Here is a 12171-nt window from a genome sequence, read left to right as displayed (position 1 = left end):
TTATTCTAACCTCCCCATTGCTTGTATTGGATCTGCCTTCACTATATTAAAAACAGATAATAACGAACCGAAAATCGATACTAGGAATAATATTCCTGAGAATTTAGCTATTTGTACCAAATCAAAAATAAACGGGATATCATCCGGAAGAAGCGTCATAAACCCCTTTGTAAAGGCAACTGCACCTGCGATACTACCAATGGTTAATATTATGACCTGAAAGATTGTCGATTTGACCAATTGACTTGATTTTGCACCAATGGCTTTTAGGATGCCAAATTGGGCCGTTTTTTGAATGGTCATTATATAAAAGAATGCGGCTAAAACAAAAACTGCTATTACAATTAAAAACGAGAGCATCATGTACAGCGAATTTTGTTCAGCTGTATACCCAGGAATACCTTTAACCACCTTTTCCTTTTCAACCCATTCCCCATTTTTAGCTATCCTAGAAACATCCTCTTTCAAACTTGAATTAGCTTTATTTATTGCAATACCGTTAAATTCAGTTTTATCTAAGCCGCCAGAGATTTCCTTCCATGTATCAAGGGAAATAAGCGCAACTGGTGTATGGCTAAAGGTTTGATCTTCAAGAAATCCTGCAACTTTTAAGATGATGCCGCTCCGTGCATCTTTTACGGTCGTTCCTATCTTAATTGTTCCAGATAGCGAGTGGTCTAGTAAGACAGAATTTTCCCCGCTCGTTTCTAAACTCTTTCCGTCCCTTCCATCCGGCTCTAAAAAGCTGCCTGGTTTTATTGCCATAAATGTAATATCTAGTTTATCCTCGGAGTTAACTTTAGAAATGGCTCCCATTTGAACACCAATTGGCTGTAGGTCACTTGTTGCTGTCAATTTCTCTATATCTATTGCTAAATGGGACCGGTCAATTCGTCCCTCAGCACTTTTTTGCAGATAAAAGGAGTCTGCTGGCATATTAATGATCGAAGAAGCGTTATTCATTGACAAGCCATTCGCAAGCCCACTGATGACGAAGACAAGAATCGCAACAAAAAATAATATAAAGCTGATTAATAAATATCTCACTTTAAAAAATGTCATTTCCTTAATCGGTACAAAGTACATAAAAAAATTCACCTTCCCTTTCATTTCATAAACAGAATACTGCTTGAATATGAACGGATGATGAACTTCATTTTACAATTTAGGGAGGATGACGGTAAAAGTAGTTCCTTTCCCTTTTTCACTATTTAAATCTATTTTCCCTTGATGCATATCAACGATGGACTTGACGATGGACAAACCTAACCCCGCCCCTTCAACTGAACGTGCTCTAGAGGCATCCGCGCGGTAAAAACGGTCAAATATCCTATCAATCTCCTGATGATTTAAGCCGACGCCAGAATCTTTAATAACTATTACAACTTCTAACTCCGATTCAGACAATTTTATATCAATTGTACCGTTTTCACGATTATACTTAATCGCATTTGTCAACAGATTTTCCCAAACAGAATATAATAAAGCTCGATCCCCTTTAACCATGGCATCCGGAAGAGAATAACTTAACATAATGTCTTTTTCTAGAATACTCCATTCATATTGATGAATAACAGCTTTAAGTTGTCCTGCGATATTAACCTGACTAACTTCCATTAAATCTTTTTTACTTTCAATCGTGGATAAAAGCAGCAATTGTTTGGTCAAACTGGAAAGTCGGTTTACTTCGGATTGAACAATACGAAGATATTGTTGTTTCTCTTGATCACTTTTTTCACTATTCTCCAATAAAGCGAGATAGCCTTTTATATTGGCTAGTGGTGATTGGATATCATGAGAAATATTAGTCATTAGTTCTTTTCGTAACGTATCTACTTTTGCTAATTTCTGGGACATCTTAGTAAAACTAATCGCTAAATTTCCTAACTCATCGCTTCGGTCAATATCCAGTTTAATTGAAAAATTGCCTTCTGCAATTTCTCTTGTTGCCTTATTAAGCTTTCTAATCGGATTGACTAAATATTTGGTACTAATTAGAACAAATAGAATGCTTAATAAAATAGATATGATTAGCAGCCATCCGAAAAGAATATGCATCTCGTTAAACATAAGTTTAATATCTGGCCTGATAAACATGGCATATTTTTTACTTTTATACACAAAAGCAATACCGACTGTATTCTTTAATTCATTTGCAAAAAAGCCGGTTACAAAGGTTTTATGTGGAAAAGAACGAATCCCGTGGTATACCTCGCCATGTAATACTTTTTCAGGAATACCTTCAGGTAAATTCTTTTCACGAAAGGAAGAGCCAAAATACTCCTTATCCCCTTCGTTATTTACCAAAAGAATTTTGTAACCGATCGCCCCGATATGGTCAAGATAATCCTGTAAACTAATCAAAGGGTGCTTACTTGCAAAGTCTGCTATTTCATTAGCAAAATTCATGATTTTCTCGTCATTTTGCTGTTTCAATTTGATTTGGTAATAAGCATTGGAGAGAAAAAATGAAATAATCCCGCTGACGACCATGATCATAATCGTAATGAAGGCGAATTTACTATACAAAGATTTCATAATCATTATTTATTGAACCTCCAGGGAATAACCTACCCCTCTAATCGTTTTGATGGCAAATTCCTCGGTGAAATTCGAAAATCTTTCGCGCAATCGTTTTATATGGACGTCAACCGTTCTTTCATCACCTTCAAAATCGAGACCCCAAATTTTCCCAATAAGGTGACCACGGCTAAATACTTGGTTTGGATGTGTAGATAGAAAGGTTAAAAGTTCAAATTCCTTTAATGGAAGCATGAAGGTCTTGTTATTGATTTTTACCTCATAGCTTTTTTTGTTTATGTACAAGGACCCAATCTTAATATTGGCTTCACCCGTTTTTCCATATCTTCTTAATAATGCATTCACCCTGAAAATCAACTCTTTTGGTTCAAACGGTTTAATTAAATAATCATCAGTTCCTGACTCAAATCCCTTTTCTTTGTCTTCAATTTGACTTTTGGCTGTTAGTAAGATGATTGGAATATCATACTGTTTCCGAATTTCAGTGGTTAAATGATAGCCGTCCATGACAGGCATCATAATATCCACTATCGCTAAATCACAAAACTGATTATTTAATACCTCAAGTGCTGTCACTCCATTTTCTGCTGCAATTACTTTAAATCCTTCTCTCATTAGCAAATCTTTAACAAGATTGCGGATGAACACATCATCATCAACAATTAAAATCGTCTTCAAACTATCACCTACTCACTTTTTAAACATATTTTCTTCACTTTATTCTACTTAAATGATATTGATTTGGAAAGAATAACCGATTAGGTAATTAGACAAACCAACAACTTTTATGTTACCGTTAAGTTGTTGCATTGACGCAAGACAACTTAATTATTGGGGGGAATGGAATTGATAGAATTTAAAAACATTGTTAAGAAGTATCGGACAAAAACAATTATTAATCCTTTTTCATTAGATATTGAGGCTGGACAGTTAGTTGTTTTTATTGGACCGAGTGGCTGTGGGAAAACCACTTTACTGAAAATGATTAATAAATTGATTCAGCCAACTTCTGGAAAAATTTATGTGAATGGGACGGATATCTCAACCATAAATCCGATTGAGCTCCGCAGAAACATTGGCTATGTCATTCAAAATACTGGTTTATTTCCACATATGTCCATTAAAGAAAATTTAGAATTGATTCCAAAGCTAAAGGGTGAAGATCCCGCTTCGATTACCAAAAAAACAGGTGAATTGCTAGAGTTGGTCGGCTTAGATCCTAAGGAGTTCTTACATCGTTTTCCGAAGGAATTGAGCGGGGGACAACAGCAAAGAATTGGCGTAGCAAGAGCCTTCTCAACCAACTCCGATATCATTTTAATGGATGAACCATTTAGCGCCTTAGATCCAGTCACAAGAAGCTCCCTTCAAGATGAACTCTTCCAAATGCAAAAGGAATTAAACAAGACGATTATTTTCGTCACCCACGATATGGACGAAGCTATTAAAATAGCAGATAAGATTTGCATTCTAAAAGACGGTGATATTCTCCAATATGATACGCCTGAAAACATTCTTAAAAATCCTGCTAATGACTTTGTTGAAGAATTTATTGGAAAAAGAAGAGTTTGGAATAATCCTGAATTATTAATGGCTGAGGATATTATGATACCTAATCCGGTAAAAATCACCTCAAGGCGGACCGTACTTCAGGCCATTGAGATTATGAAGGACCATAAGGTAGACAGCCTAATAGTTACTGACAAACATAATGTCCTTAAGGGTTTAGTGACATTAAAAAGCATCCAGTTGTTAAATCGAACGACGTCGATTGAAATGATTATGGAACAAAATGTTCTTTCCGTTTCACAGGATGCCAATTTAATTTCTGTGTTAGCTACAATGAATGAACATAAAATCGGTTATGTACCTGTTGTGAATGGTCATAACCAATTAATTGGTCTCATTACGAGAAGCAGTATTCTATCTGCATTAAGCAGCCAACTAATTGATTTGGAGGTGGCCTTTTAATGAGTGGATTTTGGAACTATTTAACCACAAACTATGAGCAGGTTTTAAGTTTACTTGGCCAGCATCTTTACTTAAGTGTGATTTCTGTTTTAGTAGCAATTATAATTGGGATCCCGCTTGGTATATTAATTTCAAGACAACCAAAGCTCGCAAAACCTATTATTGGAACTACGAATGTGATCCAAGCTGTACCGAGTTTGGCATTACTTGGATTTCTCATCCCATTCGTTGGAATCGGCAGTACCCCAGCGATAATCATGGTCGTTCTATATTCACTGCTTCCCATTGTTAAAAACACATACACAGGTTTAACGAATATTGATGGGGACATTCTGGAAGCCGCCAGAGGTATCGGTCTGACCAAGAGTCAAACGATGAGAAAGGTTCAGTTACCACTAGCCTTCCCGATGATTATGGCGGGTATCAGAATTTCAGCGGTTACCGCTGTTGGATTAATGACCATTGCAGCCTTCATCGGTGCAGGCGGACTTGGGTATCTCGTATTTTCTGGTGTGCAAACAGTTGACAATTATATGATTTTGGCCGGAGCTATTCCCGCCTGTATTCTTGCTCTTCTCATTGATTTTATTGTCGGAAAACTCGAATCCTCACTTTCTTATACAAGCAAGCAAAGATCAGCAAAAAAGACTGGTAAAACCACTAAAAAAATAATGATTAGTTTGGCTTGTATTTTGTTAATCATTGCCGGGACTTTTACTGCTTATTCAAAGGTAAACGCAAAGGATAAAATTGTAATAGGTTCAAAAAATTTCAGCGAACAAATGATATTAGGTAATATGCTCGCTGATTTAATAGAAAATAAGACTGATATTCAAGTAGAAAGAAAACTAAATCTTGGTGGTAGTCAGGTTGCCTTCAGTGCCCTTAAAAATGGGGACATTGATATGTATGTTGAATATACGGGGACAGGATTAATTAATATCTTAAAGAAGAAGCCACAGAGTGATCCGGACATCGTCTACGATATTGTCCAGAAGGAATTCAAGCAAAAATATGGTTTTGAATTGTTAAAACCGCTTGGATTTAATAACACCTATGCCTTAGCAATTCGTCAAGACACCGCAAAAGAATATGGTTTAAAGACGATCTCTGATTTAGCAAAGGTAAGCTCGGAATTAACCATGGGTCCGACGATCGAATTTCCAAATCGCGAGGACGGATTAATCGGACTTTCCAAAAAGTATAATTTGAAATTTAAAGACGTAAAAGCCATTGATGGCGGGTTACGCTATACTGCATTAAACAACAATAAAAGTGATGTGATCGATGCCTTTTCGACGGACGGGTTACTTGAAGAGTTTAAATTGAAGGTATTAGAGGATGATAAAAACTTCTTCCCTCCTTACTATGCCGTACCAATGTTAAAAGAAGAAACATTAAAGGAACATCCAGAATTAAGAAAAGTTATTAATTCTTTATCTGGTAAGTTGACGGATGAAAAAATGCGCGAACTTAACTATAAGGTCGACAGTCTCAAACAGTCACCTGCCAAAGTCGCAAAAGAATTTTTGGAATCAGAAGGATTATTAGAATAATTACAAAAGGAAAAGCCGGTCTTCGAAACCGGCTTTTTCGCATATTCCATATCGTTTTTACTCTTCCATAAAGTGAAGCACCCGGTCATGAGTTTCTTCAGCACCTATGATAAGCAGGACATCCCCCTCAAGAATTACCGCATAAGGTCCCGGTGAGATAATTAATTCACCTTTCCGTTTCATGCCGATCACGGTTCCCCCGGTATTTTGCCAAAACTTCAATTCCGAAATAGTTTGTCCTATATGAATACAGCCTGGAATAACTTCTACCTCGATTGGCGCCAATGGGTTCGTGTGACGAAGCTTTCCAGAGTAGTCCATGATTTTTCTAAGCGTGTCAAACAGCTGCTCATCGAGCTTGTCTCTTTCAGAAATCAGTGAGTTCATTTGCTTTTCAAGATCTTTAATACTTGCTATGTTGGAAAACCGTTGAATATATTTATAGGCATTTTCCCGAGAAGATATGACGATTCCACTACCTTTAGTGGATTGGACAATCTCAACATCCTCTAGAATCTTAATCGCTCTTCTAACAGTTTCAGGAGAAACCTTGTACTCACTTGCTAACGTCGATCTGCCATGAATCTTTTCCCCTACCTTAAATTTCCCATCGTAGATCCTATTTGCTAAATCTATCGCAATTCGCTCGTAAGTTGGTATTTGTGCCTTTTGCATAGCTTCCTCCGCCATCTATATCTTTACATGAGTCTGTACATAATTATAGTAATTGCTACTTATCAAATATACTCTTTTCCATGTGTATATGCGAGAACAAATATTTCATTTCCACTCAGTTTAACTTTCATGATTTCATTTGTATTTATTGGACATAATTGTAAGGAATCTTGTTTAATGGGGTGAAGTATTTGAAACGGAAAGTAATTATCCTTTTAAGTGTTGTTTTTATTCTATTAATGTCTGCCTTATTTGTTTATTACCTTATTAAAGGGGATTCCTCGAGATGGCAAGTAGCACTTGGCGGCATTCTTGTGAGTGGATTGCCACTCCTACTAATATTTAAGAAAAAGAATCCATTTAACCTCCCAATTATAATAGGTTATTATATGTTTATTTTCTGTACATTATTTTTAGGATCGATCGCTAGTTTTTACCTTCATTATAAATGGTGGGACTCTACCATTCATATTTTAAAGGGTATATATGTAGCTTTTGTTGGTATAACTTTATTTAAATTATTCATTCCGAAAGATGTGCGGAATGATGCTTCAAGATGGATTTTATTTCTTTTTGTTCTTTCACTCTCAGTCCTAGCAAGTGCACTTTGGGAGATCTATGAGTTTGTGGGGGATCAAACGTTTACTCACACCATGCAAAGAGGAGGAAATAAAGATACAATGTATGACTTACTCTGTGGATTTGCGGGGGGACTCCTAGTCTCCTTTTACGCCTTTGTGCGAAAGCCTAAAGTATGAGAGGAGGAAATTTATGAATCGAAAGCTTGTCATCATTTTCAGTTTAATCTATGTCATTTTTATGGCAGCATTAGCCGTCTACTACTTTTCAAACGATGTAACCTTTAAAGGAACAGTTGCCATTGGAGGAATTGTTTGTGGAGCAGTCCCGTTATTATTGGCCTTATTTACTAAGCTCCAATTCAATTTGCCCATTGTCATTTCTTATTTAATTTTCTTAGTCGGTTCACAATATCTCGGTTCCATATTAGGCTGGTATGGACTCGGTTGGTGGGACACCTTTATGCATGTGGTCAGTGGAGCCATTCTCGCTTTTTCTGGAATTGCTTTATATGAACGATTGATCCATAGAAATGCGGGGGATAAAATATCGCCATGGTTTGTGTTTTTATTTACGTTATCCTTCGCAGCACTCGGTGGAGTATTATGGGAAATTTATGAATTTAGCTCTGACCAAATTTTTGATATGACCTTACAAGGCGGCGGAAATAAAGATACGATGACTGATTTAATTGCTGATACAATTGGCGGACTGGTTATTGCAATGTGGGCTGGGATTCGAACAAGGATTAAGTTAAAAAAGGTACGTCGTTTTTGACGTACCTTTTTCTACACTTAAAATTAAACCGTTACTGCCACAAAAAATTCCTCATAAAGAGCATGAACCGCTCTTTTTTCATCTACTACTTTAACCCCAAACATCATGCTGACCTCAGATGAACCTTGGTTAATCATCTCGATATTAATACGAGCTTTCGCCAATGCTTTGGAGGCTCTTGCCATTGTTCCTACATTGTGGCGCATGCCCTCACCGACAACCATAATGAGAGCTAGGCTGTGTTCAAATTTTACTTGATCGGCATGTAGTTCAGTTTCAATCCGTTCCTTAATCGCCTTTTCCGTTTCTGCATCCATTTGATTTTCACGGAGGATAACAGAAACATCATCAATTCCAGAAGGCGTATGTTCATAGGATAGTCCGAAGTCCTCTAAGATACTTAAAAGCTTGCGGCCAAAACCTATCTCTCTATTCATTAAGTATTTGCTTACATAAATACTACAAAAACCTTGATCACTTGCAATTCCAATAACAGGCCCATTCGTATTGTCGCGCTCATAAACAATCCTCGTTCCTGGTGCACTTGGATTGTTGGTATTTTTGATTTGAACAGGTATTCCCGCTCTGAATGCTGGAACCAGTGCTTCATCATGTAACACAGTAAATCCTGCATATGAAAGCTCGCGCATTTCCCGGTAGGTTAATTCCTTTATTTCCTTCGGCTCCTTTACAATAGAAGGGTTCACGGAATAAACAGCATCTACATCCGTAAAGTTCTCATATAAGTCGGATTTCAGAGCATTTGCAAGGATTGATCCAGTAATATCGGATCCACTTCGCGAAAAGGTAAAAACCTCTCCTTGTTTGCTATATCCAAAGAATCCAGGGAAAATTAAAATCCCAGAACGCTCGTGCAGCGAATATAACTGACTATAGGCTTCTGGTAGTGCTTGAGCATTGCCAGGCTCATCACTGACGAGGAGACCGGCTTCTTTAGGGTCAACATAATAGGCCTCAACCCCCTGCTCCTGGAAATAAGCTGCTACCAACTTGGCGTGATTATCCTCACCGCTCGCTTTTAATAAATCCAGAAAACGATCCGGTTTTGTTTTGTCGCTACTCAACCTCTTTGTTAAATCGTCATGAATTTCGTTAATAATTTCTAAAGGTAGGGATAATTCTTCGGCGATAGTGGAATATCTATCGATGACTGCATCAAACTTTTCCCTTGGATTTTTATTTTGCAAACATAACTCTCCACATTCAATTAATAAATCAGTTACCTTGTTATCTTCCGAAAACCTTTTTCCTGGCGCAGATACTACAACTACCTTCCGCTCGGAATCTGAAACAACTATCTTAAATACCTTCTCAATTTGTTTTCCGGATGCTAACGAGGACCCACCAAACTTTACGACCTTCATCCCTACATCTCCCTAATATCTAAAAATATAATTTTAATTTTAACGATATTCAGAAAATAATCAAGTTTTTTCTTTTAGAGAAAGACATTTGTCCTCTACATGTGGACAAAAAGATAAAAAACAGTGAATTTCGGCTTGAAATCCACTGTTTTAGATGTTCGTTTACAAATGTTTTGTTTTTTCTACCCAATCGATAAAGTTATTCATCACAGTATCTAGGAATCCAAGTGTAGGTTCATGTGTTAATTTCCCGGCTTCATCCACTTTTTCATGGACAGCATTGATAAATACTTCATTTCCAGGAAGCGTTAATGCTCCCATAGCAGCTAATATTTGTCTAAGATTAACCTGTGCTCTTACAGTTCCAAGAACACCTGGTGTGGCGCCAACAATCATTACTGGTTTTTTCATCATTACTTTATCCACTCGTGAAAACCAATCAAGTGCATTTTTCAAAAATGCAGGAATTGCATGATTATATTCTGGAGTGGCAATTAGTACACCATCACTTGCTGCCACTATTTTTTTGATTTGAATCACAACTTCTGCTGGTGTTAACTCATCATCCTGGTTGTACATTGGAAGGCCTTCGATCGGTAATATCTCAATTTCAACTTTTTCGAGATAACGTTCCTTCAGTAATTCTACCAGCTTTTTATTAATAGATTCCTTTCTATTACTGCCAACGATTGCTACGATTTTCATAAAAATAAACTCCTTATCCTTGAATTTCAAGCTCCAATATAACTATAATCATTGTTTCATAAAATAACCAAGGATATGCTCTTATAGATACTAACGAATAAGTTCAATAAAATGGGAAAGAATCTTAGCGGTTAATCCCCAAATTACTTTTCCTTGATACCGGTAGAAATATTCCTCGACCCCTCGAGTCCGCCAATTATAATTCTCTCCGCCGACAATTAGGTCAAAGGGAAAATTCTCTTCAGGTTCTGGCCTAAATTCAATATGATATATCTCTGGCTCATTATTTATAAAAAAAGATAGTGGTACAGTAAAAATCTCCCCGACTTCTGATGGATTTGGAACGATCCTATTCGGATGTTTAATGTATCCAACAAAAGGATAGATAATCATTCCAAATGGTGAAATCATATAATCTAGTGGGTTAATGTCTGCAATTTGCTCTTTGTTAATTCCTAATTCCTCAACCGTTTCTCGGATAGCTGCATCTTTTTCATCGATATCCTGTGCGTCAATTCTCCCCCCTGGAAAACATATTTCTCCAGGCTGCCTCCTTAGTTCTAGGGAACGAACCTCTAACAACACGTGAATCCCATCCTCTTTTTCTATGAGTGGTACCATGACAGCATATTTTGAAAATTTCTCACTTCCAAGAATTTTAGGTGTATGACTTTTTAATTTAGTTACTATTGATTCCAGTTCCATGATTTCACCTCTATTCATTTACAGTTTTTTCTTATTACTACCATACCACTTTTTACCTTAGATTGAAAAAACAATCCAACTAGAAATACGTTGGATTGTTCTGGAAAAATCATTAATCCTTCTTTTCATACCAAGAATACATATAGTTAGCATCTTCAATTTTTTGTGCGGTTTTTACGATTTTTAGTGGATGAAAGGTGTCGATCATAACGGCCAGTTCAAGAGTTTCCTTTTTTCCAATACTCGCTTCCGTTTTCCCAGGATGAGGTCCATGTGGGATCCCGCCTGGATGAAGCGTGATAGAGCCCTCCTGTACTCCTTTACGACTCATAAAATTTCCTTCCACATAATAAAGGAGTTCGTCACTGTTAACGTTACTATGATAATAGGGAGCAGGAATCGATTCTGGATGATAATCATACAGCCTCGGGACGAATGAGCAAACGACAAAATTATTACCTTCAAAGGTTTGATGGACGGGAGGCGGCTGATGAACTCTTCCTGTGATTGGTTCAAAATCCTCGATGTTAAAGGCCCATGGATATAAATACCCATCCCAGCCAACTACATCAAGTGGATGATGTCCAATGATATGTGAGGATAACTTCCCTCTTGATTTCGTTAAAACCTCAAATTCACCCTTTTCATCAAATGTCGTCAATTCTTCCGGTCCACGAAGGTCTCTTTCACAAAATGGGCTATGCTCTAAAAGTTGACCATATTCATTTCGGTACCGTCTAGGAGTTGTTATTTGGCTGAAGGATTCAACAAAAAGCATTTTTGTCTCCTCATTTATATTCGGTATGACACGGTATATGGTACCAATCGGAATAATCACATAATCGCCTGGCCGATATGACAGAGTCCCGAACATCGTTTCTAATTTTCCTGAGCCGTAGTGGATAAAAAGCATTTCATCGCCATCACCATTCCGATAAAAACTTGGCATCGGCATTGTCACATTGGCTGTTCCAATTAATAAATCCTGATTTCCCAAGATATATTCCCGCGATTTCAGGGCATCTCCTTTGGTTGGTACTTTACTTGTAAAAAAATGACGATGTTTGAGCTCCTGTTGGTCTTCATATACGGGCAAGTAATTTCCTACCACTTCTGCCTTCACCACTTCTGTCGGCATATATTGATGATATAAAATCGATTGTGTTCCTGAGAAACCACGAGTGCCCATAACTTGCTCCCTATAAAGACTCCCATCTTTCTTTTTAAACATCGTATGCCGTTTGTGCGGAATCTTACCCATTTGACGGTAATACATC

General features: G+C 37.2%; 12 protein-coding genes. 4 read left to right on the top strand and 8 right to left on the bottom strand.

The window, feature by feature from the left end; genetic code table 11:
* The 3 genes from J7E66_RS05500 to J7E66_RS05490 form a co-directional block, all read right to left on the bottom strand.
* Positions 1–1086 carry an ABC transporter permease gene (locus J7E66_RS05500; protein ID WP_214998399.1) on the bottom strand — a complete coding sequence of 362 codons (1086 nt, stop codon included), beginning with the start codon at positions 1084–1086 and terminating at the stop codon, positions 1–3.
* Positions 1087–1158: 72 nt separating this feature from the next.
* The gene (locus tag J7E66_RS05495; protein ID WP_308162472.1) at positions 1159–2544 is read right to left on the bottom strand and encodes a HAMP domain-containing sensor histidine kinase; all 1386 of its coding nucleotides are present in this window, start codon (positions 2542–2544) and stop codon (positions 1159–1161) included.
* Between the two features lie 3 nt (positions 2545–2547).
* Positions 2548–3219: a response regulator transcription factor gene (locus J7E66_RS05490; protein WP_214998398.1), complete on the bottom strand. Its 672-nt coding sequence runs from the start codon at positions 3217–3219 to the stop codon at positions 2548–2550.
* A gap of 168 nt (positions 3220–3387) precedes the next feature.
* Between J7E66_RS05490 and J7E66_RS05485 the strand changes: the two genes are divergently transcribed.
* Together J7E66_RS05485 and J7E66_RS05480 are read left to right on the top strand one after the other, a co-directional pair.
* Positions 3388–4512: an ABC transporter ATP-binding protein gene (locus J7E66_RS05485; protein WP_214998397.1), complete on the top strand. Its 1125-nt coding sequence runs from the start codon at positions 3388–3390 to the stop codon at positions 4510–4512.
* A complete protein-coding gene (locus J7E66_RS05480) occupies positions 4512–6068 on the top strand; it encodes an ABC transporter permease/substrate-binding protein (protein ID WP_214998396.1) in 1557 nt (518 codons plus the stop codon). Before J7E66_RS05485 ends, J7E66_RS05480 begins: the two co-directional genes overlap by 1 nt.
* A 57-nt stretch (positions 6069–6125) precedes the next feature.
* Here the strand turns inward: J7E66_RS05480 and J7E66_RS05475 are convergent, their stop codons facing one another.
* Entirely contained in the window at positions 6126–6743 is a 618-nt protein-coding gene (locus tag J7E66_RS05475; protein WP_214998395.1) for a GntR family transcriptional regulator, read from the bottom strand.
* A gap of 191 nt (positions 6744–6934) precedes the next feature.
* On the opposite strand from J7E66_RS05475, the gene J7E66_RS05470 reads away from it, so the two are divergent.
* A complete protein-coding gene (locus J7E66_RS05470; RefSeq protein WP_214998394.1) occupies positions 6935–7501 on the top strand; it encodes a DUF2238 domain-containing protein in 567 nt (188 codons plus the stop codon).
* A gap of 13 nt (positions 7502–7514) precedes the next feature.
* Complete coding sequence (locus J7E66_RS05465) at positions 7515–8099, top strand: DUF2238 domain-containing protein (RefSeq protein WP_214998393.1); 585 nt, start codon at positions 7515–7517, stop codon at positions 8097–8099.
* Positions 8100–8122: 23 nt separating this feature from the next.
* Here J7E66_RS05465 and J7E66_RS05460 read toward each other — a convergent pair whose 3' ends face one another.
* The 4 genes from J7E66_RS05460 to J7E66_RS05445 all read right to left on the bottom strand — a co-directional run bounded on the left by J7E66_RS05460 (position 8123) and on the right by J7E66_RS05445 (position 12170).
* A complete protein-coding gene (locus J7E66_RS05460) occupies positions 8123–9484 on the bottom strand; it encodes an aspartate kinase (protein ID WP_214998392.1) in 1362 nt (453 codons plus the stop codon).
* A gap of 162 nt (positions 9485–9646) precedes the next feature.
* A complete protein-coding gene (locus J7E66_RS05455) occupies positions 9647–10189 on the bottom strand; it encodes an NADPH-dependent FMN reductase (RefSeq protein WP_214998391.1) in 543 nt (180 codons plus the stop codon).
* Positions 10190–10279: 90 nt separating this feature from the next.
* On the bottom strand, positions 10280–10894 hold the full coding sequence (locus J7E66_RS05450) for an NUDIX hydrolase (protein WP_214998390.1): 615 nt from the start codon (positions 10892–10894) through the stop codon (positions 10280–10282).
* A gap of 112 nt (positions 10895–11006) precedes the next feature.
* Positions 11007–12170 carry a homogentisate 1,2-dioxygenase gene (locus tag J7E66_RS05445; protein ID WP_214998389.1) on the bottom strand — a complete coding sequence of 388 codons (1164 nt, stop codon included), beginning with the start codon at positions 12168–12170 and terminating at the stop codon, positions 11007–11009.
* Position 12171 lies beyond the last annotated feature (1 nt).

The sequence above is a fragment of the Bacillus sp. ISL-7 genome, from assembly GCF_018613065.1.
The sequence above is the reverse complement of the archived record's forward strand: the minus strand, read 5'-3'. Positions and strand labels throughout refer to the sequence as shown.